Origin of the sequence: Stenotrophomonas maltophilia group sp. msm4, assembly GCF_032025605.1 — a bacterium.
Lineage (GTDB): Bacteria > Pseudomonadota > Gammaproteobacteria > Xanthomonadales > Xanthomonadaceae > Stenotrophomonas > Stenotrophomonas sepilia.
In genome coordinates, this window is record NZ_JAVSKK010000004.1 from 325031 (window position 1) to 348496 (window position 23466).

At 65.3% G+C, this 23466-nt stretch carries 15 protein-coding genes; 1 reads left to right on the forward strand and 14 read right to left on the reverse strand.

All coding sequences use genetic code 11. From position 1 onward, the window contains the following. Positions 1-14: 14 nt before the first annotated feature. The 14 genes from ROV93_RS19780 to gmk form a co-directional block, all read right to left on the reverse strand. On the reverse strand, positions 15-4721 hold the full coding sequence (locus ROV93_RS19780) for an ESPR-type extended signal peptide-containing protein (RefSeq protein ID WP_072168464.1): 4707 nt from the start codon (positions 4719-4721) through the stop codon (positions 15-17). 65 nt (positions 4722-4786) lie between these two features. Next, on the reverse strand, positions 4787-5497 hold the full coding sequence (locus ROV93_RS19785; RefSeq protein ID WP_072168463.1) for a pilus assembly protein: 711 nt from the start codon (positions 5495-5497) through the stop codon (positions 4787-4789). 18 nt (positions 5498-5515) lie between these two features. Then, on the reverse strand, positions 5516-6649 hold the full coding sequence (locus ROV93_RS19790; protein ID WP_180890581.1) for a CfaE/CblD family pilus tip adhesin: 1134 nt from the start codon (positions 6647-6649) through the stop codon (positions 5516-5518). Beyond that, complete coding sequence (locus tag ROV93_RS19795) at positions 6646-9372, reverse strand: TcfC E-set like domain-containing protein (RefSeq protein WP_072168461.1); 2727 nt, start codon at positions 9370-9372, stop codon at positions 6646-6648. The genes ROV93_RS19790 and ROV93_RS19795 overlap by 4 nt, the downstream gene beginning before the upstream one ends. 51 nt (positions 9373-9423) lie before the next feature. Then, on the reverse strand, positions 9424-9933 hold the full coding sequence (locus tag ROV93_RS19800) for a CS1 type fimbrial major subunit (RefSeq protein WP_151354762.1): 510 nt from the start codon (positions 9931-9933) through the stop codon (positions 9424-9426). 281 nt (positions 9934-10214) lie between these two features. After that, positions 10215-10577, reverse strand: a complete 363-nt coding sequence (locus tag ROV93_RS19805) for a NirD/YgiW/YdeI family stress tolerance protein (protein WP_072168459.1) — start codon at positions 10575-10577, stop codon at positions 10215-10217. Between the two features lie 238 nt (positions 10578-10815). Then, the gene (locus ROV93_RS19810) at positions 10816-12093 is read right to left on the reverse strand and encodes a citrate synthase (RefSeq protein WP_005418950.1); all 1278 of its coding nucleotides are present in this window, start codon (positions 12091-12093) and stop codon (positions 10816-10818) included. 296 nt (positions 12094-12389) lie between these two features. After that, positions 12390-12632 (reverse strand): type B 50S ribosomal protein L31, encoded by a 243-nt coding sequence (locus ROV93_RS19815; RefSeq protein WP_005410871.1) that lies wholly within the window; start codon positions 12630-12632, stop codon positions 12390-12392. Between the two features lie 88 nt (positions 12633-12720). After that, a complete protein-coding gene (locus tag ROV93_RS19820; protein WP_005418952.1) occupies positions 12721-13659 on the reverse strand; it encodes a nucleoside hydrolase in 939 nt (312 codons plus the stop codon). Between the two features lie 395 nt (positions 13660-14054). Further along, positions 14055-16166: an ATP-dependent DNA helicase RecG gene (gene recG, locus ROV93_RS19825; protein ID WP_072168456.1), complete on the reverse strand. Its 2112-nt coding sequence runs from the start codon at positions 16164-16166 to the stop codon at positions 14055-14057. A gap of 7 nt (positions 16167-16173) precedes the next feature. Continuing rightward, on the reverse strand, positions 16174-16560 hold the full coding sequence (locus ROV93_RS19830; RefSeq protein WP_005418954.1) for a RidA family protein: 387 nt from the start codon (positions 16558-16560) through the stop codon (positions 16174-16176). Between the two features lie 195 nt (positions 16561-16755). Beyond that, a complete protein-coding gene (locus tag ROV93_RS19835) occupies positions 16756-18918 on the reverse strand; it encodes a bifunctional (p)ppGpp synthetase/guanosine-3',5'-bis(diphosphate) 3'-pyrophosphohydrolase (RefSeq protein WP_005410876.1) in 2163 nt (720 codons plus the stop codon). Positions 18919-19024: 106 nt separating this feature from the next. Continuing rightward, positions 19025-19324, reverse strand: coding sequence for a DNA-directed RNA polymerase subunit omega (rpoZ, locus tag ROV93_RS19840; protein ID WP_005410877.1), 300 nt, complete (start codon positions 19322-19324; stop codon positions 19025-19027). A 110-nt stretch (positions 19325-19434) separates the two neighbouring features. Further along, the gene (gmk, locus tag ROV93_RS19845; protein WP_005410878.1) at positions 19435-20100 is read right to left on the reverse strand and encodes a guanylate kinase; all 666 of its coding nucleotides are present in this window, start codon (positions 20098-20100) and stop codon (positions 19435-19437) included. Between the two features lie 290 nt (positions 20101-20390). Between gmk and fdnG the strand changes: the two genes are divergently transcribed. After that, positions 20391-23459 carry a formate dehydrogenase-N subunit alpha gene (gene fdnG / locus ROV93_RS19850; protein ID WP_141653593.1) on the forward strand — a complete coding sequence of 1023 codons (3069 nt, stop codon included), beginning with the start codon at positions 20391-20393 and terminating at the stop codon, positions 23457-23459. Positions 23460-23466 lie beyond the last annotated feature (7 nt).

The following is a 23466-nucleotide window of genomic DNA, read 5'->3' on the forward strand; positions in this document are numbered from 1 at the left end:
CGGGGCTGCATGGCTTACCAGCCGATGCCCACGCCGACACCCATGCTGCGTTCGCCGCTGTTGGTGAACGCCCCATTGAGGCTGAAGGTGGCCGAGCCCTTCTCGTTGAGCACACGCTGGTAGCCCACTGCCATCGCCGACTCACCCTCGCTGTAGCCCACGCCAGCGCCGAGGCGGTTGTAGGTGGCCAGGCCGGCGGTGTTCATCGCCATCGCGGTCTGCGCGCTGCTCATCGCCGCCATGCGGTTGAAGCGCTTGTCCATCTTGTCCAGGCGGCGTTCGAAGTTGCTGATCGCACCATCGGTGTACTCGTTGGCACGGGCCAGCATCTTCTCCAGTTCAGCGGTATCGACCTGGGGCTTCGGGGTGTCCTCCTTCTTCGTCTTCGGCTGCGGTGCAGGTTTCTCACCCTCGCCGACCGACGCCACCTGCTGGCCGCCTTCGGCCTGCGGCACCGGTGCTTCCGGTTCGGGCACTGAAGCCACCGCCATTGCCTGCGGCTGCGGCGCATCGATGCGCTGCTCGAGCCCATCCATACGACCGTTGAGCTGCTGCTGCATCGAGTGCAGCTGGCCGCCATTGACTGCATCACGGCTGCCGGCCGCGACCAGGCCATTGGCCACGTTGGAGATGACCATGCCGTGGGTTCCGGCCAGGGTGAGCTGGTTGAGACCGTCGGCGCGGACCGAGGGGGTGTCCTGGAACACGTTGCGCAGCTGGGACTCGACCTGGTTCACGCGCGAGGTGGTGCTGACCACTGCGCCATCCAGCGCTTCCAATGCGCCATTGAGCGTGGACTGGGACTGGCCCTGCACGGTGAAGCTGGGGCCGACGATGTTGCCGTTGGCATCGACTTCGCTGCCGAGGGCGGACAGTGCATCGCGCAGCTGGCCGACGGTGGCGGCGTTGTGGTTGGCGGTGCCGCTGGCGATGTTTACGAGGCGGCGCTTGATGCCAACACCGCCAAATGACGCAACTCCTTCCTCATCTGCCAGGGCACCGTTTCCAAGTGCCAGAGAGCCATGAGCTCCGCCTTCAACTCTTGCGGCAGCACCAATCGCGATACCCTCATTCGCACCGCCCGCGCCTCCACCGACCTGTGCACCGACACCCATTGCGAATCCATTCGCAGAGTCCACAGAGACAGTCGCCGCTCTACCAATTGCGGTCGAGTTCTTCCCCATGGCCTCCGCAAACGTCCCTACCGCAGTTCCTCCCTCCAGTCCCGTCTTTGCTGAATTTCCCAACGCAACGCCCGCCACACCCGCCTGGGCGCGTTCACTGAAGGGCGCTGACCCGATACTCACAAACTGTGCGACGTCCTCAAGTTCCGAAACACGGCTGTTGGTCTCATAGAGCTGACTTCCACGAACAACATCCGAACTGTCAGCCGACAACTTCGCCTCGGCCACGCCAGTCAAACGCGCACCGCCGAAATCAATCGGGCCGCTCGCATCCAATCCACGCATGGCCTGCTCGCGCATCTCCCGCTCCTTGCGCATGGCCTCCAGATCATTTCGATTCTGCGAGATCTTCTGCTCTGCGGCGTACAGCTGATTGCCCGTTACGGCATCACGGCTTCCTGGCGCTATCCGACCGTCAGCCAAGTTGGTCAGCACCATGCCATTCACGCCATTCAGCGCGATCTGGTTCATGCCATCGCCACGGGCCGAGGGTGAATCCTGGAAGATCGAGTTGAGCTGGCCTTCCACCTTGTCCGCACGGCGGCTTGAGGTGATGACGGCACCATCGAGCGCCATCAACGCATCCTCCACGGTGTTCTGCGCACCGCCTTGCACCGAGTAGGTCGGTGCAATGATGTTGCCGTTGGCGTCCATGCCTGCGCTGCCGCCTAGGGTGGCAAGGGAATCCTTCAGCTGGGAGACAGTGGTGGCATTGTGATCGGCGGTGCCACGATCAACGTTCACGAGACGGCGCTTGGTAAGGGAATTGCCAAATGATGCGGTTCCGCTTTCAGTCGCCTCTGAACCTGATCCTATCGAGACAGAGCCCGTAGCGCCGACTGACACCTTGGCGCCTGCACCAATTGCCATACCGCCGGCCGCTTCCACCCTGGAAGCTACGCCAAGTGCAAAGCCCCTCTCGGAATGTTCCGTAACCAGAGAGCCCCGACCAATTGCGACCGAGTTCATTCCCAGTGAGTTGGCAAAGGCCCCGATTGCCGTCCCGCCTTCGCTGAGCGGGCTGGCCTTGGCGGAATCACCAATCGCAACACCGAATCCCCCGGCCACAGCCCGTTCGCTGAACTCGTCAGTACCGAGCCCAACGAACTTCGATTGGCGCTCGATCATCGAGACCCGGGCATTAGTTGCGAAGAGTTGACGCCCTGATACAGCGTCAGCACTACTATCGGTCACCATGCCATCTGCAACGCCGCTGATCTTTCGGTCAACACCCATACTGTTGCGCACATCCAGCACGGTTCCGCTGTTCTTCTCGCCAAGACGGACATCGCCGTTGCCGGCGGTCTGGCTGACCAGTCCTTCCAGCGCGGTCGTACTGACCAACGCCTTGGCAGCGTCCGCCTTGGCAACCGTTGCATCGGCCTGCGCGGCCGTGGCCGCCTTCTCCACCGTAGCCACCTGCACGTTGGTAGCATTCAGCTGCCTGCCGTTCACAGCCTCATTGCTGCTGTCACCCAAGTCGCCGTCAGCCACACCGGCAACCTTTCGGCTGGCGTTGGTACTGTTGCGCACGTCCAGTACGGTACCGCTGTTCTTCTCGCCCAAGCGGACATTGCCGCTGGCGGCGGTCTCAGAGACCAACCCGGCGAGCGCGGCCGTCTCGGTCAGCGCCTTGGCGGCGTCGACCTTGGCGTCGTTGGCCGCCGTCTGCGCGCTCGTGGCCGTGTTCTGTGCAGTGGACACGGCCTGGTTGGTCGCGAACAGCTGATTGCCGGTGATGGCATCGGTACTGCCATTGCTGACCGCGCCATCGGCAATGTACTGGATCTTGCGCTTGGTGGCAGCGCTGCCCACCGAAACGGAGTTGACGGACGCCGTGACGGAGCCAGCACCCAGTGCCACCGCATTGTCATGGCGTGCGTTGGCCCGGTCACCCAGTGCAACGGCGCTGGTGTTGGCCGATACCGCAAGATTGCCCAGTGCGGTGGACCGCTGCGCCGTGGCTTTGCTCAGGTACCCCATTGCAGTGGCATGCTCGGCGGCCGCATTGGCGTCGCCGCCTACGGCGATGGAGAAGTTTCCGCTGGCAATGGCCCGGAAGCCCGTCGCGACCGCGCCATTTGCGCTGCGCGTGTTTGCACCGATGGAAACGCCGGCATTCTGGTTGTTCACCTTGTTGCCTTCTGCATCGACGCCGGCCAGCGCGTCGAATCCGAGTGCGACACTGCGACCGTTGTAGGCCTTGGCATTGTTGCCGATGGCGGTGCTGATACCGTAGCTGCCCGATTCTGCAACCGCGCCCTTGCCCAGCGCCAGGGTGGTGGCATCGATACGGTTGGTGGCCGACTGGGCGAGCGTACGGACGTCGGCAAGGTCTCCCTTTACGGTTCCCACTGCCGATTCCACTGTCCCCAGCCTGGAGTTCGTGGCGTTGAGCTGCCGGCCATTCACGGCATCCGTACTGCTTGTCGTCAACGTTCCATCAGAAACGCCACTCACTTTTCGCGTCGCCAACACTGCATTGCGCATGCTGACTTCCGTGCCGGTATTGCTGTTGGCAATACGCACTATGCCACTCGCGGAATCCTGCTTGATCAAGCCATCGACCCGCTCGTTCATCGCATGCAGTTGCTTGCCGGTAACGGCATCTGAGCTTGACGCCGTGATGCGGCCGTCTTCCACGTTCACAATCCGCCGTCGCAGCGTGGAACTGCCCACGGAAACAGTGTTCTTTTCGGTTGCGGAAGAACGCACACCCAGCGCAACTGCTCCTTGCGCGGCTGCCGACGCACCGTAGCCCAGGGCTACGCTATCAATGCGCGCCTCGGCGCCACCGCCTATGGCGATTGCACCGGTGTAGCCGGCCGTCCCGGCCTTCGCAGCAGCACCTATGGCGATTCCGGACGTGCCGCCGCCGGTATCGACCGAGGCTTTGCTGCCCAGGGCGACGCCATCAACGCCATTGGCAAATGCGTTCGCGCCCATTGCAACCGCATTCTCGCCCTGTGACAACGAGCCACTGCCGACCGCAAGCGCGTTCTGACGCGTTGCCGCAGCGCTGTTTCCGAATGCGGTGGAGCCGATTCCCCTGCCATAGGCATTTGCGCCTACAACCGTGCTGTGACCACCATTGGCAGTCGCGTTGTAGCCCACGGCAACACTGTCTACGCCGTTGATGTTGGCCTTGTGGCCCAATGCCGCGTTGTAGTTGCCAATGATCTGGGCCTTGGGACCAAAGGCAGCGTTCCAGGAGCCGTCGTTGTACGAACCTCCCCCCATGATCAGATAGTCCTTGGAGGTGGAGATCTTTGCATTGGCAGAGGTTCTTCCATCCTCACTTTGTCCTGACATGGGCACGCAATAGACGTCCGCCTTGTCCCAATCGAAGGGCGAACATCCCCAGTACATGCTGCCCGCGTTCGCGGAAATGGAGCCGGCCGCAGACATCGATAGTGGAATGACTAGTAGCCGGAGTCTTCTCGGCGATGAGGAACACTGCCTTGCGACAGCCAGCTCGCTCGCTACCACCCAGCACTGGCGTGCAGCATTCCAGATACGTCGATAGATTCGATTCATGGTCTTTCTCCTTAACAGTCTGCGGAAAAGGCATCCCGCGCCAGGCGCGGGACGCAGGGAGTGGATCAACTGGACTGGATGGCCACGTCCTGGACATGCTCGCGATAGCCGTCCTGGCTGAGCCGGTAGCGCAGGCGCAGCGAATTGCCCGGCTGCGGTTGGAACGGCAGGGTGAAATCGGCGTCCGGGTACAGGCTGTGCGAGAGGTCGTGCGGCGTGCAGACGCCGGCGGCCGTACATTCGGCCGCATGGACAATGCCCACGCGCAGGGTGCCGCTGTTGTGCAGCGTGTTGCCGCGAACACTCAGGTTGACCACGCCGTCGGCGGGCACCACGTTCACCAGCGCGCCCCACACCAGGCTGACGCCGACGTCGGCGTGCGCAGCGTCGTCGCTGCTTTCCAGTTCAGTGCCTTCCGGGCCGCGCACACCTTCGAAGTACACCCGGTATGCGGTTTCCTTCTGCACCGGCTGCAGGGGGATCAGCCGGATCAGGCGATTGCCACCGCCTGACAGCGCGAACTTGCCGGGTGTGATGGCAATGGCCGAATCGGCGACCTCGATATCCTGCTCCTGTTCGCGGGGCGTTGCCGGGTTATCGATGCGTCGCAGGCTGGCCTGTACATACTGCGGGCGGGTGGACTGCGAGTAGACGCGGATCTGCGCACCACGCTTTGTGTCCATCGCGGTTCGCATGGGGTGGATGGACAGGTTGGCGTGTGCTGATGGCGCAAGCAGCGCACTCAACGGCAGCATCCAGACGATCAGTTTGTTCATGGCAGGCTCCGTGTGGGATCAGGGTTTGGCGGTGGGTACGCGCAGTTCCACCGTCAGCTCGCCCTCGTAGAGACCGGGGCGCTTGCTGGCGACAGGGGTGGGAGGTGTCAGCAATGTCAGCGGCGTGGGCACGCAATAGACCGGCTGGCTGATGCCGGGCAGCATCACCAGGCGCAGTTCGGCGCTGTCGATGCCATGCAGCAGTTCTTCCACGCCATGCCGCATGCGGATATCGCGCCCGCCGTAGTTCAGGCTGACGTGGTAGTCCAGGCGCTGGCGGTCGTCGCTGCCACCATCGCGGTGCCAGACCGCGAAGTCGCTGCCGGGTGGCGGGCGCGGCCCGCTGTCGCGCACGGTGACGCCGAGGAACTCGCTCTGCGAGCCGAGGCCGTCGTAGAGGCACATCTCCAGCTGCTTGCGGCCGCCCACCATCTGCTTGATGGGGTCGTAGCGCAGGTCCATGTTGACCAGCGGCGCAATGGTGTCGAAGGCCGGGAAGTAGATCGAGATCGCGTCGTAGTCGGTGACGGTGAAATCGAAGTTGAAGGTGGCGGTGGCGACAGGAGCTGCGGCTGGGTCGGCCTTGATGTTCAGGCGCATCGTGGCCTTCCAGTGGCCTGCGACAAGTCGCGCCAGCTCAGCTTCTGACAAGGTCAACGCGGCGCCGGTACCAATTGCTTCGCCGGTACCGCAATAGTCCAAGCGTGATGCAAATAGCGGCCGGACCCCCGGTTGCCAGAAGTCACCCGTGCAACTGCGGTCGGTCATCGAACGCTCCAGATACCCGACCATGCGAATGTCGTTTCGTAGACCCGTTCTTTGCTCAACCAAGCGAATGACAACCTCCGAGGGAACGGTGAGCTCCCCTCCAATCCCTTCCGTCCGGCATCTGCCGAACTCTGGGTCCGTGAATGACCCACACACCACATGGATCTGCCCGTACTTCATCGCCACGTCATGACTGAACCCCAGCACCGTCCTCGGCGCCCACAGCTCCACGTCGCCGGGCACGGCCGAGCGGTCCCACGACATCACGATGTCCCGGCTCTGATCGGTGGGATGTGTCTCCGGCGGCCACTGCGCCCATGCCCGTGGCATCAGCACGGCCAGCGCGCACACCAGCATCAACACGAACAACACACGCCGGCTCATGGCGTTCCTCCTGCAGCAGCGGTCTGGGGCGTGGCAGCAATCAGCGCGCGTTCCTGCAGCAGCCGGGTGACGCGGGCCTGCTGGCGGATCTCCGCCGGCAGCTGGGCTATGGCCAGCGGTTCGCAGCGCACGGCGCCGACCAGCAGCACCACCTGGCGGCGCTCGCGCACCTGCAGCGGGCAGTGCAGCAGGCGGTCGTCCTGCAGCAGGTAGAGCGTTGTCTCGCGACGCGGGAAGTCGGCGACGAAGCCGCCATTGGCGCTGGTGCCGGGTACCGGCGCATTGAGGATGCGGGCGCCGCCCAGCGGCACGCCGGCAAGCGTGCGGGCGGTGCCGATGAAGGTATAGGTCACTTCGATCGGCACCGGCATGCGCATCAGCCGTCCTGGCGCCAGGAACATCGGGCGCGCACCGCCTGCGCCGCTCACGCGGATGGCGGCCATGCTGGTGTCGATGCTGGCGTCCTGCAGTTCGGCCCGGTGCGATTGGTAGGCGGCCAACGGCAGCAGCCGGCGCTCGCCGATCTGCAGCCGTTGCCGGCCCGCGCCGCTCACCTGCAGTTCGGCCGCCACGCCCTGCAGGTCCAGGTCATCGGTGGCGGCTACCTGTACCGCCAGCCCGGCGTCGGCGCCGGTGCCTGCGCCCCAGTAGGCACCGCGCCGGCCCAGCGCGAAGGCGGAGCTGTGCGTGCCGCTGTAAGCGGTCTCGCTGCGGCCATGCTGCTGGTAGTACGCCACGGTGGCGCCGGTCTGTCCGTAGCGGTTCTGCAGCTGCCCGCCCAGCGATGCGCTGTAGCGGTCGTTGTTGTTGGCGCGCAGCTCGGAGGTCAGCTCACGCAACTGCGCGTCCACCTCCTGGCGATAGCTCTGGCCGACGCTGTAGTTGATCTCCGGCCGCTGGTGCTGCGGCTGGCGCATGTCCACCGCATAGCGGCGCTGGCCGTTGCCAACATGGCTGCGCTGCAGGCGGGTGAAGCTTACGTTGAGGTAGATGCCACGGTCGCGCGTGCGGGTGTCACGGGCACTGTCGTGGCTGTGCTGCTGCCACAGGCCCAGCCGCGTGGAGACGCTGAAATCCTGCCAACGATGGCTGCGGCTGAAGCTGGCCTGCCAGGTGCGGCTGAGCTGCGGCTCACGGTGCGGTTGCAGCGGTTGCGGCGGCAGGAACGGATCCAGTGGCGCCAACGGATCATCGTCACCGGGACGGCTCCAACCGGTGCGCCAGGTCTGGCGCCGGGTGTACCCCAGGTACGCCGTACCACCGGCGATCGGCAGCGAGACCGATCCGCTGAGCGAGTTGGTGCAGCCCAGGCGGTCCCGTGCATCGGCCTCGAACTGGCAGGCCTTGCCGCGCATGCGCTGCTGGTAGATGTTCCAGGAGGCCTTGCGCCGGTATGACAGCTGATGCTGCTGGCCGTGGCTGCCATCGCTGCCGCGCATGCCGCTGAACGTTGCGCGCATCTCCTGCGTGGCCAGCACGCGGCGCAGGTCGATCCGCAGTTCGCCATAGCTGTGCCCGCCCAGGTGGGCGACGCCCGCAGTGGCCGCCAGATCGCGAGCCAATGGCACGCGCGTGCCGGCCACCGTTACCTGCTCACCATCGAAGCGGTCGCTGCGGCGCTCGTTGCGGCGGCCACCCTGCACGAACCACTGCCATTGGCTGTCGGTCCAATCGCCGCCCTTGTCAAAGGGGGCCTCTTCGGTACGCACCAGCACGCCATCCTCGTAGATGCGCATGCGCACCAGGTAGCTGCCGAACGGGAAGTTGCGGGTATCGATCTGGTTGATGCCGGCCTGCAGGTAGTAGGTCTGCAGCAGGCGCTCGCCGTCGAACACGTCCACGCGCGCATCGCGGGCGAGCAGGACCGTCAATGGCGAGGCCTGCACGGCAGCATCGCTGTCCACGTAAGCCTGGGTGGTGCCCACGCGGGCACCGTCGAAGCGGTCCAGCGGCAGCATGCTGAAACCGAAGGTGCCGCCCTGTGGGCTGGACAGGTTGCGGCGGTCCATGCGCCCGGCCTGCAGGTAGTACTGCTGGCCCAGGTCATGGCGGTAATAGACGTTGTCGAATTCGAAATGCGCATCGCCACCGTTGCTGCGGTAGCGCTGCTGGGTGAAGTACCAGTCGGCGGACATATGGCCCCGCTGGAACAGGCCGAGGACGCCGGTGCCGCGCGCACTGAACGACTGGTAGTCGCGCCCACCGGTGAGGTTGAGCACCTGCTGGTGCAGGAAAGCGTTCTCGGCATTGCTGCTGAGCGCGTGGAAGCGTTCCGCGGCGGGCTCGCCACCGATCCACTTGCGCGCCACGAACAGGCGCACGGCGCCCTCGCCTTCGTCATACAGCGCGCGCGCGGCCGCAGGGTCTTCCGGGGGATCCAGATAGCCGCAACCGGCCTCGGCGCCACCGAAGCGGCAGGCCAGGTGGCTGTTGCGTGGCAGCGGCTGCGACAGCGCCGGCAGCAGCGCGGCCTGCGCCTCGGCGGGCAGGTCCAGTGCCTGCAGCACGCGCGCGGGATCTTCCAGCTGCACATGCTCCAGGGTGACGCGCACCGGCGACAGCCCGGCCGAGCGGCCGAACAGCCGGATGTCGAGTTGTTCGGTCTGTCCTTCGACCAGATCTTCGAAACCGGGCGGGACGCCGCGCGCGGCCGCCAGCGGAGTGGACAACGCCAGGGCGAGCGCGACCGCCAGCCGGGTGACGGCGGGGGCGTGTGAGGTCATGAGGGTACCGCTGGAGAAGCGGCCGGCCCGGGAGCCGGGCCGGCGCGGGGATTACGGCGTGGTGGCCTTCTGGTTCAGCACGACGTTGACGATGCCGCTGTAGCGACCCTTGGTGGTGATCGGGGCCGGGGTGGCCTGGGCGATGGTCAACGGCATCGAGATCGAGGCGCCCGGGGTCGAGCCGGCGCCGGTGAACAGGTCGACTGCCTTGTATTCGATGGCGGCGGCACCCAGTGCGCGATTGTTGAGGCTGATGGTCATCGGCACGGTGACGGTGCCGGTCTCATTTGCGAGGGCAAACGCACCGTCGATGCGTGCCTCGATATCCGCGGTGTCATCATTGGAGTGAATGCGCACGCGCTGCGTGTCCGGAATCAGGCCGCGCAGCGGATCGTGGGTCAGCGTGACCAGGTCCGGCAACGGGGTGCCGTCATCACGCAGCAGTGCCAGGGTCGGGTCGACGTCGGCATAGACGGAGATCTTGGTTTCCAGCGCGTGCGCGGACAGCGAAGCGGTGGCCAGCGCTGCCGCGAGCGCGGCCTTCTTGATGATGGCGTGCATGGTTGTCTCTCTCGGACAAAGGGGGAATATGAAAGCTCCCCTCCCCAAGGAGAAAAGGGAGGGAAGCATCGCCCGCGGGGATGGGTGCGGGCGACGGAGAGAATGTTAGAAATCCATTGCCATGCAGGCCATTCAAGCATTCCTAAAACGTTGAACGTTAAGGGGAATTCTTGAATTCGCTCAATGTTTGAGGGTTATGCAATTTCCCTCATCGGTTCAATGCAACAAACCTCATTGCATTGAATTTGTAGAGCCGAACCCACGCTCGGCTGCCGTTCGCTTCAACCTGCAGGCACGACGGTGACGTGATCGACATCGATGTCGGTGGGCTTGAAGCGATGCGTGTCGACCTTGCCACGCAGCTCGACCACGGTGTCGGCACCGATGGCCTGCGGCGGCAGGTCTTCGTCATCGATCTCGACCTCGATCTGGCCGCTGGCATCACGGAACTGGTAGCGCTCGTCACCGATCTTGGCGGTGAGGGTGCCACGCAGCACCACCGGATGATCATCGCGCTGCGCACGTGCGTCAGCGACCGTGCTGGCAGCGGCCCCTGCCCCCGGCCCGGTGTACTGCGCGAAGGCCTGCGGGCTCAGCAGGGCCAGCGGCGTGGCGATAAAAGCGATGGCGAGCAGTCGGTTCATGGCGTTCTCCACACAGGGATGAGTACGCACAGGTTCTATCGCCTTCGACGTGATACCCATGCAATAGATCCGAAAAGATGTGAATGCGACATTCATTGTCAGAACGCGTTCAGATCCGGAAGCGGGCTCTTATCGTGCGGACCAACGTTCCGCGGTCGCCATCCGCCGAAGACGATCAGGGCACAAAAAAAAACGCCCCGCGGATGCGGGGCGTTCTCAGCAAATCTGCTGCGGGCGATCAGCCCTGGTAGTCGCGCACGTCGCTGCCGGTGTAGACCTGGCGCGGACGGCCGATCTTCATTTCCGGATCGACCTGCTGTTCCAGCCAATGCGACACCCAGCCGGAAGTACGGCCCAGGGCGAACATGACGGTGAACATTTCGGTCGGGATCTGCAGCGCCTTGTAGATGATGCCGCTGTAGAAATCGACGTTCGGGTACAGCTTGCGGGCGACGAAGTACTCGTCCTGCAGCGCAGCCTGTTCCAGCTTCACGGCCACGTCCAGCAGCGGATCCTGCACGCCCAGCTGCTTGAGCACCTTGCTGGTCATCTCGCCGATGACCTTGGCGCGCGGGTCGAAGTTCTTGTAGACGCGGTGGCCGAAGCCCATCAGGCGGAAGCCGGAGGTCTTGTCCTTGGCCTTGACCACGGCGGACTCGACGTTGTCGGCGCTGCCGATCTCTTCGAGCATCTTCAGCACGGCTTCGTTGGCACCGCCGTGGGCCGGACCCCACAGCGCGGTGACGCCCGCAGCGACCGACGCGTACGGGTTGGCACCGGTCGAGCCGACCAGGCGCACGGTCGAGGTCGAGGCGTTCTGCTCGTGGTCGGCATGCAGGATGAACAGCAGGTCCAGTGCCTTGACCACGTCCGGGTTCAGGTCGTACTGGCCGTCAGCGGACTCGAAGGTCTGCTTCAGGAAGCGGCTGACGTAGTCCAGCGAGGTGTCCGGCTTGTTGGCCGGCAGGCCCTTGCCGTGGCGGTAGATCAGCGCCGACAGGGTCGGCACCTTGGCGATCAGGCGCACGGCGGCCTTGCGGCGCTGCTCGGCGTCGGACAGGTCCAGCGAGTCGTGGTAGATGGCCGACAGCTGCGCGATCGCGGCCGCCAGGATCGCCATCGGGTGGGCATCCTTGGCGAAGCTGCCGATCAGGGTGTTGATCGAGTCGTCGACGTTGGCTTCAGCGGTCAGCTCATCGGTGAAGGCCTTCAGCTGCTCGGCGCTCGGGCGCTCGCCGTTGATCAGCAGGTAGGCCACTTCGACGTAGCTCGACTTTTCCGACAGCTGTTCGATCGGGTAGCCGCGGTACAGCAGCACGCCCTTGTCGCCGTCGATGTAGGTGATGGCGGACTTGCAGCTGGCCGTCGCGGTGAAGCCGGAATCGTAGGTGAAGAAACCCGTTTCCTTGGTCAGCTTCGCGATGTCGACGCAGTCGTTGCCAAGGGTGGGTTTGATGACGGGCAGAACGACGGACTTGTCGCCGGCGTTGAGCGTGACCTGATCAAGATCGGACACTGTGTGCGCTCCTTCATGGGAAGGCGCCTGCCCAAGCGCATTGGTCAGGCACGTGAATGACGTCCTCGGCCTGTGCCGGGGATCATGTCATTATCGCACAGCAGCATTTGTCGGGTGCTAGACGGAAGTCGTATACGACAGGCGGCCAGACACCGGCCGTTGAGCTGCCCGGATCGGCAAAAGCGTTGTCACACGAACGCAGTGTTCCGTCCATCCAAACGCCCGTTGGGTTGGCGTTGGGGAAAAACAAACGGCCGCGCAGAGCGCGGCCGTCGGTTCGAAGCTGGATCGACAGATCAGCGCGCGTAGCGCTTCTGGAACTTGTCGATACGGCCCGAGGTGTCGATGACCTTGTGCTTGCCCGTGTAGAACGGGTGCGAAGCCGAGGAAATTTCAACCTTGACCAGCGGGTATTCGTTGCCGTCTTCCCACTGGATGGTTTCCTTCGTCGCCATGGTGGAGCGGGTCAGGATCTTGAAATCGGAGGTGACGTCATGGAAGACGACGTCGCGGTAGTTCGGATGGATATCGGCCTTCATGGGCTCACACCGTAAATGGGCTGGTGGTCAAGAGCGGCATTATAAGCACCGGTTGCCGCTCGGGGCAACCGGTGCGGGGCAACGGACGTCAGTCCGCGCCCAGGGCCTGGCGCACCAGGGCCTCGAAACGCTGCTGGTCGTAGGCCATCAGCAGATCGCAGTTGTCCGGCTGGCCGGTCTGGCGGTTCCAGTCGACGATGGTGGCGCCGCGGCTGAACGTGCCATTCAGCTCGACGTTCAGCGGCCGCGACTCGACCTGCAGCTGCCCTTCCGGATTCAGCGCCCACGCCATGGCCACCGCATCGGCGGTATACCAGCGGCCGCCCTTGGCATCTTCCGACAGCGCGCGGGTCTTGCGCGAGATCAGTTCGTAGAAGCGGGCGCGATCGGAATCGGCCTGCAGCCATTTCTCGGCGTCCTCCAACGGCAGGCCGTGGGCAACGGTGGCCTCCCAGTCCGACACCAGCAGGTGCTTGAACGAGGTGAACACCACGTGCGCGGCTTCCGGATCGAAGGCAATGTTGAATTCGGCTGCTGGGGTGATGTTGCCGTGGCAGGTGACCGCGCCGCCCATCACCACGATGCGCTTGATGCGCTGGGGCAGGGTCGGGTCCAGCTTCAGTGCCAGCGCCAGATTAGTCAGCGGGCCCAACATCACCAGCATCAGTTCGCCGGCGTGTTCGTGCGACAGGCGCAGGATGGCCAGGGCCGCGTGCTCGGCCTCGGCCTGGCGGCTCGGCGGCGGCAGGTCCACGTCGCCGTAGCCATCACGGCCATGCACGTGGGCAGCGTCAACGGAGGGGTGCAGCAGCGGATCCGGGCTGCCGGCAAACACCGGTACGTCGGGGCGGCCGACGATGTCACAGAGCTTGAGGGCGTTGCGGACGGTGTATTCGAGGCCGACATTGCCGGCGGCGATGGTCAGGGCGACCACGTCGTGCCGTTCATCGGCAAAGGCCATCAGCAGGGCCAAGGCGTCGTCCACACCGGGATCGGTGTCGATCAACAGGGGGATCTTGTGGGTCATTATTGCCGTCTTCAGATCGGCAACGAAGTGTGGACCGGGATGATGACCGTTGCAAGTACGGAGGTTGGGGTTCTGGCAGGGCTGCGCCCTGCACCCGCAGAGGCAGGAGCAACGGCAACGGCAAAAGCTGGTTTCCTGAGCGATGGCGGGGTGGGTCCGGTTGCGGGGGACGCTGCAAGTACGTCCATGTAAGCTCGGTCGCCGCATCCATGCGGCTCACGCCCCCGCAACCGGCCCCACCGCGCCTTCGACAGATCGCTACCGCTCTTGGTAGGTGTCGACCTTGGTCGACATATCCGCGAGATGATCGAAAAGGCTGTCTGTAGCGTCGAACCATGCTCGACTCCCGCGCGCAGCGCGAACGGCAGCCGAGCATGGGCTCGGCTCTACAGGGATCAGGCCGAGGCGTAACGCACCGCGGTGCCGATCCAGCGCTGCACCACGCGATCAGCCAGGGCCGGTTGCTGGGCCAACAGGCGCTCGGCCAATTCATGCACGCCGGGCAGCAGGCCAGCGTCGCGGGCCAGGTCGGCAATGCGGAAACCGGCCAGGCCGGTCTGGCGCGTCCCGAGCAGTTCGCCGGGGCCGCGCAGTTCCAGGTCCTTCTCGGCGATGACGAAACCATCGTTGGTTTCGCGCATGGTCTGCAGGCGCTCACGCGCCATCTGCGAGAGTGGTGCCTGGTACAGCAGCACGCAGCGCGACACCGCCGAACCACGGCCCACGCGGCCACGCAGCTGGTGCAGCTGGGCCAGGCCGAGGCGCTCGGCGTTCTCGATCACCATCAGCGAGGCGTTCGGTACGTCCACGCCCACTTCGATCACGGTGGTCGCCACCAGCAGGTCGATCTCGCCGGCCTTGAACGCCACCATCGTCGCAAGCTTCTCGGCGGCCTTGAGGCGGCCATGCACCAGCCCGACGCGAACACCGGGCAGCAGCGCCTGCAGTGATTCGTAGGTGGCCTGCGCCGGGGTGGCATCCAGCTCTTCGCTTTCCTCGATGAGCGTACACACCCAGTACACCTGCCGCCCTTCCTGGCAGGCAAGTGCGATGCGCTCGATCAGCTCCGGGCGACGATCATTGTTGAGCGCGACCGTCTGCACCGGTGTACGTCCCGGCGGCAGTTCGTCGATCGCCGACACATCCAGGTCCGCGTACTCGGACATCGCCAGCGTGCGCGGAATCGGCGTGGCGGTCATCACCAGCTGGTGCGGCACGCTGTTGCCGCCCGCGCCCTTGTCGCGCAGGGCCAAGCGCTGGTGCACGCCGAAGCGGTGCTGCTCGTCGACGATGGCCAGCGCCAGGTCCTGGAACACCACCGCCTCCTGCATCAGCGCGTGGGTACCGACCACCACCTGTGCTTCGCCGTTGGCGACCTGCTCCATCACCTTGGCGCGCGCCTTGCCGGTGACCTTGCCGGCCAGCCAGGCGATGCGCACACCGAGCGGTTCCAGCCAGCCGCGCAGATTGTTGAGGTGCTGCTCGGCCAGCAGTTCGGTGGGTGCGGCCAACGCAACCTGCTTGCCCTGCTCCACCGCCAGCATGGCGGCCAGCGCGGCCACCACCGTCTTGCCGGAGCCGACGTCGCCCTGCACCAGCCGCAGCATCGGGCTGGGGCGCGCGAGGTCTTCACGGATCTGCTTGAACACGCGTGCCTGCGCGCCGGTCAGCGCGAACGGCAGCTGCTTCAGCAGCGCCTTGGCCAGCTTGCCAGGACCGGCCAGCGGCGGCGCATGGTGTGCCTGCAAGGCAATGCGCTGGCGGCGCAGGCTGAGGTGATGGGCCAGCAGTTCTTCCATCGCCAGGCGACGCTGCGCCGGGTGGGTACCGGCGGCCAACGCGGCCAGATCGGCATCCGGCGGTGGCCGGTGCACGGTCAGCAGCGCGCTGCGCAGCGAAGGCAGGCCCAGGCCATCGAGCCAGCCGCTGGGCAGCAATTCCAGCGTGCTCTCCTCGGGCAGGCGGTCCAGCGCCTGGCCGATCAGCTTGCGCATGGTCATCGGGCCGACCCCTTCGACGGTGGGATACACCGGGTCGAGGCGGTCGCCGAGTTCGGGATCGTCGTTGCGGCCCAGCACCTGGTAGCTGGGATGGACGATTTCCAGGCCGAGGTGGCCGGGCTTGGGCGTGCCGAAGCAGCGCAGCCGGGTGCCGACCGCGAACTGCCCGACCTGCTGCTGGCGGAAGTGGAAAAAGCGCAGCACCAGGGTGCCCTGCCCTTCGTCTTCCACCGCCACTTTCAGCATCGGCCGGTAGCGCATGCCGCGCTCGACCGCGACCACCCGCCCTTCCACCTGCGCCGGCACGCCGTTGCGCAGGTCTTCGATGCGGGTCAGCCGGGTCCGGTCTTCATAGCGCAGCGGCAGGTGAAGCCAGAGATCCTGCAGGGTGGCCAGGCCACGCGCCTGCAGCTTGGCGGCCACGGCCGGACCGACGCCGGCGAGCATCGCCAGGGATGCTTCGCCGGACGGTGACAGGACCGGGGTGACCGCCGCCTTGCGTGCCACGTGGCGGTCAGTCGATGACCATCACCGCGTCGACCTCGAAGCTGGCGCCCTTCGGCAGGCCGGAGACTTCGATGGTGGAACGGGCCGGGTACGGGGCCTGGAAGTAGTCCTGCATGACCGCGTTGACCTTGGCGAACTCGCCCAGGTCGGTCAGGTACAGGCCCAGGCGCACGACCTTGTCCAGCGAACCACCTGCGGCTTCGGCCACGGCCTTGAGGTTGTCGAAGGCGCGGCGGGCCTGTGCTTCGACGTCACCGGCGCCGACGATGTCGCCGGTGGCCGGGTCGAGCGGGATCTGGCCGGAGAAATACACGGTGTTGCCGGCGCGCACGGCCTGCGAGTACGGGCCGATGGCGGCGGGAGCCTTTTCGGTGTTGATGATCTGGCGGGACATGGGTCGCTCCGGTGCTTGGGGGAAAACAGAGCGGTGATTGTACCGGCTGGGGGTGCATCCACGCATGGCGTGGATCTACCGCAGTCCGGGCATGTGATGCGCCGCCTGTAGAGCCGAGCCCATGCTCGGCTGCTTCAGGCAAGAGCAGCCGAGCATGGGCTCGGCTCTACAAAATCCACCACGCATGGGGTGGGGTTATTGGCGGCGTACCGATTGCACGACCGACAGGCGGCGCAGGCGGCGCATCACTTCGGCCAGGTGGTTGCGGTCGCGCACCTGGATGTTGAACGCCAGCACGGCGGCGTTGAAGTCGCGGTCCAGGTAGTCCACGCGCTCGATGTTGGAATGGCTCTGTGCGATGGCGGCGGCCAGCTGCGCCAGCACGCCGGTGCCGTTTTCCACTTCCACCACCAGCGAGGTGTCGTAGTCGCCGGAGACGGTGGTGTCCCAGCCGATCGGCACCCAGCGCTCGGGCGACTTGCGCAGCTCGGCCAGGTTCGGGCAGTCCATGCGGTGCACCACGATGCCCTTGCCGGCGGTGTGGTAGCCCATGATCTCGTCGCCGGGTATCGGCTGGCAGCAGCCGGCGAAGGTCACCACGCCGCGTTCGCTACCGTTGATCAGGATCTTCTCCTGCGAATGGTGACGCGAATGCGGGCCGCCACGCAGTTCGGCGTAGGCCATCAGCGCCTGCGCGGCCTGGGTCGGCATCCAGTTGCCCAGTGCGACCTCGGCCAGCAGCGCTTCCAGGCGCGGGAAGCGGTGTTCGGCCAGGAACGCGTCCAGGCGGCCCTTCGGCAGGCGCTCCAGCGATGAATCCATCGCTTCCAGCGCGCGGTCGAGCATGCGATGGCCGAGCTGCACGGCATCTTCGTGCTCCAGCTGCTTGAGCTGGTGGCGGATGGCGGTGCGCGCCTTGCTGGTCACCACGAATTCCAGCCACTGCGGTTTCGGCGTGGCCGAGCGAGCGGTGATGATCTCCACCGACTGGCCCGACACCAGCTTGGTGCGCAGCGGCACCAGTTTCTTGTCCACGCGCGAGGCCACCGCCATGTTGCCCACGTCGGTATGCACGGCGTAGGCAAAATCAAGCGCGGTGGAGTTGCGCGGCAGGGCCAGGATCTTGCCCTTCGGGGTGAACAGGTAGACCTCGTCCGGGAACAGGTCGACCTTGACGTTGTCGAGGAATTCCAGCGAGGAACCGGCGGCGCGCTGCGAGTCGATCAGCTCGACGATCCAGGCGTGGGCACGGCTCTGTGCGCTGTTGGGCGAATCACCACCGAACTTGTAGGTCCAGTGCGCGGCCACGCCGCGTTCGGCGATCAGGTCCATTTCCTCGGTGCGGATCTGCACCTCGATCGGCGAGCCGTACGGCCCGAACAGCACGGTATGCAGCGACTGGTAACCGTTGGCCTTGGGAATGGCGATGAAATCGCGGAAGCGCCCATCCAGCGGCTTGAAGGTGGCGTGCACCGAGCCCAGCGCGTGGTAGCAGCTGGGCACGCTGCGCACGACCAGGCGGAAGCCGAACACATCCATCACCTGGTCGAAGGATTTGTTCTCGTCGCGCATCTTGTTGTAGATGCTCCACGGGGTCTTGATGCGGCTGATCAGCCGATGCTCGATCCCCTCCTTGGCCAGTCGCTGCGACAGCTGCACTTCCACCTGCGCCATCGCTTCGCGGCGCACCACCGGCTGGCTGCGGATGTGTTTTTCGATGATGGCGTGGCGCCATGGGTAGAGCGCCTTGAACCCCAGGTTCTGCAGCTCGCTCTTGACCAGGCTCATGCCCAGGCGCTGGGCGATGGGCGCGTAGATCTCCAGCGTCTCGCGGGCGATGCGGCCACGCGCTTCGCGGCTCTGCGCGCCCAGCGTGCGCATGTTGTGCAGGCGGTCGGCCAGCTTGATCATGATCACGCGCAGGTCGCGCGACATCGCCAGCAGCATCTTGCGGAAGCTCTCGGCGGCCGCCTCCTGGCGGTCACGGAACTTCAGCTTGTCCAGCTTGGTGACACCGTCGACCAGTTCGGCCACGGCTTCGCCGAACTCGGCGGCCAGCGCCTCGCGGGTCAGCGGGGTGTCTTCGATGGTGTCGTGCAGGATCGCGGCGATCAGCGCTTCCACGTCCAGGCCGAGTTCGGCCAGCACCTGGGCAACGGCCACCGGATGGGTGATATAGGGCTCGCCCGACTTGCGCGTCTGCCCAGCGTGCGCGGAGGCCCCGACTTCCCAGGCACGGCGCAACAGCGGCAGCTGTTCCGGCGGCAGGTAATGGGCGGCGCGTTCAAGCTGGAGGACGTAGTCGGGTACGGCGGCAGCGGGGGCTGCGGCGACCTTGGCAGTGGGGCCTGGGTTCATGCCCGAAGCCTATTCCAGCGCGACGTTTACGGCAAATCCTGAATGCGAAACAGCCCGCACGGGGCGGGCTGTTCGGTGTATCCAACGATTACGTTGATCGATGCGATCAATCGTCGTTCTTGGACATGTCTTCGTCGGCGACCACTTCGGCGGCAGCCCACTCCAGCGCTTCGCGCTCGGCGCGCTCACGCTCGGCCTTCTCGACTTCGTCGATCAGGGCGTTGTCGATCTTGCGGGCGGCGATTTCGCGCAGCGCCAGCACGGTCGGCTTGTCCTCGGTCTCGCTGTTGTCCAGCGTAGCCTGCACGCCGTTGGCGAGCTGGCGGGCACGCTTGGACGCCATCATGACCAGTTCGAAACGGTTGTTAACGACTTCCAGGCAATCTTCTACGGTGATGCGGGCCATACGGGCTCCCGGCGACCGGTCGGCCGCTCAGTCGAATGAGGGAAAGGGGACGGAGTGTACTGGCAGGGGCTGGACAAAATCAAGCCAACCCCTACCCGATTCTTTTGGAATCAGTCAGTTGCACCCGGATCGGGGGTCAGCAGCGCCTGGATCAGGCCGGCGTGGCGGACCTTCTGGGCCTCCCGGCGCAGGCGGCTGGCAGTGAAGATGGCGCACAGCTCGTCCACGGCAGTGTCGAACACCTCGTTGACGATGACGTAGTCGAACTCGTTGAAGTGCAGCATTTCATCGCGGGCTGCCCCCAGCCGCTGGGCGATGACCGCTTCGCTGTCCTGGCCGCGCTTGCGCATGCGGTCCTGCAGGGCCTGCTTGGACGGCGGCAGGATGAACACGGTGACCGTGCCCGGCACCAGCTGCCGCACCTGCTGCGCGCCCTGCCAGTCGATCTCCAGCAGCACGTCCTGGCCGGCGGCCAACTGCGGTTCCACCGACTGCCGGGCCGTACCCTTCCAGTCGCCGTGCACCCAGGCGTGTTCGAAGAAGTCGCCCGCGGCGATCATCTGCTCGAACTTCTCGGCACTGACGAAGTGGTAGTGCTGGCCGTTCACCTCACCGGGGCGCATCGCGCGCGAGGTGAAGGAAATCGACAGGGCGATCTGCGGGTCACGCGCCAGGGTGGCATTGACGATGCTGCTCTTGCCGGCGCCGGAGGGGGCGGCCACGATGTACAGCGTGCCGCGCGCAACGGCGTCCGACGGCTTCGACGGGGCGCTCATGCGCGGAACCCAATTGGTTGATTTCGCAAAATTTTTCCTCGGTGTTCCAGGTCCGGCGCGGAGGATCGCGCCAGGACGGCGGGGGCTGCGCGGAACATCCTGGAACCAGGCCCGGCAGACGCTTCCCCAGGGGGCGGGCACGCAACTTTACCAGAGCAGGCCCTTTCCGGGCCCGTCCGGCAGGCGCCGCGCCTTGTGCCACATGGGCATCCGGAGGCCTGTGCTATAACCGGCCCGTACCCAACGACAGCCCGGAGGCCTGCGCCTCCCCGCCATCCCAGGAGAACGGCATGCCATCGATGAGCCGCCGCCAGTTCCTGAAAGTGACCGGGACAACCCTGGTCGGCTCCAGCCTGGCACTGATGGGCTTCGCGCCCGGCATCGCGCTCGCGGAGGTCAGGCAATACAAGCTGACCCGCGCGACCGAGACCCGCAACACCTGTACCTACTGTTCGGTGGCCTGCGGCATCCTGATGTACAGCCTCGGCGATGGCGCCAAGAACGCCGAGCCGAGCATCTTCCACATCGAGGGCGACCCGGACCATCCGGTCAACCGCGGCACGCTGTGCCCGAAGGGTGCCGGCCTGGCCGACATCATCCACAGCAAGTCGCGCCTGCTCTACCCCGAGTACCGCGCGCCGGGCTCGAACGAGTGGAAGCGGCTGAGCTGGGACGATGCGCTGGACCGCATCGCGCGGCTGATGAAGGAAGACCGCGATGCCAACTTCGTGCAGAAGAACGAAGCCGGGCAGACGGTCAACCGCTGGCTGACCACCGGCATGCTGGCGGCCTCGGCCACCAGCAATGAAACCGCGGTACTGACCCACAAGGTCGTCCGCTCCCTTGGCATGCTGGCATTCGACAACCAGGCACGTGTCTGACACGGCCCGACGGTGGCAGGTCTTGCCCCGACGCTAGGCCGTGGTGCGATGACGAATCACTGGGTCGACATCAAGAATGCCGACCTGATCCTGATCATGGGTGGCAATGCCGCCGAGGCGCATCCGTGCGGGTTCAAATGGGTGACCGAGGCCAAGGCGCACAACAAGGCCCGGCTGATCGTGGTCGATCCGCGCTTCAACCGCTCGGCCGCGGTGGCCGATGTGTACGCGCCGATCCGCACCGGTACCGACATCGTGTTCCTGGGCGGCCTGATCAACTACCTGCTGACCGAGGACCGCATCCAGCACGAGTACGTGCTGAACTACACCGACATGTCGTTCCTGGTGAAGGACGAGTTCGCCTTCAAGGACGGCCTGTATTCGGGCTACAACGAAGAGAAGCGCAGCTACGACCGTTCCAGCTGGGACTACGCCTACGGTGACGATGGCTTCGTGCGCAGCGACCCGACGCTGAAGGACCCGCGCTGCGTCTACAACCTGCTGAAACAACACTACGCGCGTTACACCGTGGAGATGGTCGAGCGCATCTGCGGCACGCCGGCCGACAGCATCCGCCAGGTGTGGGACATGATCGCGTCCACCGCCGGCAAGGACAAGGCGATGACCATCCTGTACGCGCTGGGCTGGACGCAGCACTCGATCGGCGCGCAGAACGTGCGTGCCGGCACCATGGTGCAGCTGCTGCTGGGCAACATCGGCGTGGCCGGTGGTGGCATGAACGCGCTGCGCGGGCACTCCAACATCCAGGGCCTGACCGACATCGGCCTGATGTCCGACCTGCTGCCCGGCTACCTGACGCTGCCGAAACAGGATGAGCAGGACTACGAGGCCTACATCGCCAAGCGCACGCAGAAGCCCCTGCGCGCCAACCAGATGTCGTTCTGGCAGAACTACCCGAAGTTCCACGTCAGTCTGATGAAATCGTGGTGGGGCGATGCTGCCACCGCCGACAACAACTGGTGCTTCGATTACCTGCCCAAGCTCGACAAGCCGTACGACATGCTGCAGGCGTACGAGCTGATGAACGAGGGCAAGATCCACGGCTACATCTGCCAGGGCTTCAACCCACTGGCTTCGGCGCCGAACAAGGGCAAGCTGATCAGCGCGTTCTCCAAGCTGAAGTTCATGGTCAGCATGGATCCGCTGGAAACCGAGACCATCGCCTTCTGGCAGAACCACGGCGCACTGAACGACGTCGACCCGAGCACGATCCAGACCGAAGTGTTCCGCCTGCCCACCACCTCCTTCGCCGAGGAGAACGGCGCGGTGGTCAATTCATCGCGCTGGCTGCAGTGGCACTGGAAGGGGGCCAACCCGCCGGGCGAAGCGCGCAGCGACATCGAGATCATGTCCGAGCTGTTCCATCGCATCAAAGCGATGTACGAGAAGGATGGCGGTGCGTGGTGGGAGCCGGTGCGCGACCTGGCCTGGAAGTACGCCAACCCGGAGCTGCCGACGCCGGAAGAACTGGCGATGGAATACAACGGCAAGGCGCTCGTGGACGTGTTCGATCCGAAGGACCCGACCAGGCTGGTGCGCAAGGCCGGCGAGCAGCTGGCCGCGTTTGGCGACCTGCGCGACGACGGCAGCACCGCCTCCGGCTGCTGGATCTACATCGGCGCCTGGGGTCCGACCGGCAACATGATGGCGCGGCGTGACAACAGTGACCCGACCGGCATCGGCAACACGCTGGGCTGGGCCTGGGCGTGGCCAGCCAACCGCCGCGTGATGTACAACCGCGCCTCGTGCGACGTGGCTGGCCAACCGTTCGATCCGCGCCGCACGCTGCTGGCCTGGAACGGCAAGAACTGGGGCAACGTGGACGTGCCGGACTTCAAGGCCGACGAAGATCCCGCCGGCGGGATGGGCCCGTTCATCATGAACCCGGAAGGCATCGCCCGCTTCTTCGCCAAGGCCGGCATGGCCGAGGGACCGTTCCCGGAGCACTACGAACCGTTCGATACCCCGCTGCGCAGCAACCCCCTCAGCCCCGGCCAGGCGTTGACGCTGAACAACCCCGCGGCACGCGTGTTCGCCAGCGACCGTGCACAGATCGGTTCGCCGGACGAGTTCCCGCATGTGGCCACCACCTACCGCCTGACTGAGCATTTCCACTTCTGGACCAAGCACGGCAAGTTGAACGCCATCATCCAGCCCGAGCAGTTCGTCGAGATCGGCGCGGCATTGGCCGACGAGCTGGGCATCACCAACGGCAGCCGCGTGCGGGTGAGTTCCAAGCGTGGCCATATCGAAGCCGTTGCGATGGTGACCAAGCGGATCAAGGCCCTGCAGATCGATGGAAAGACCGTGCACCAGGTGGGCGTGCCGATCCACTGGGGCTTCCTCGGTGCGGCCAAGCCCGGATATATCGCCAATACGCTGACCAATGCCATCGGTGACGGCAACTCGCAGACGCCCGAATCGAAGTGCATCCTGGTCAAGGTCGAGAAGGTGTAGGAGAAAC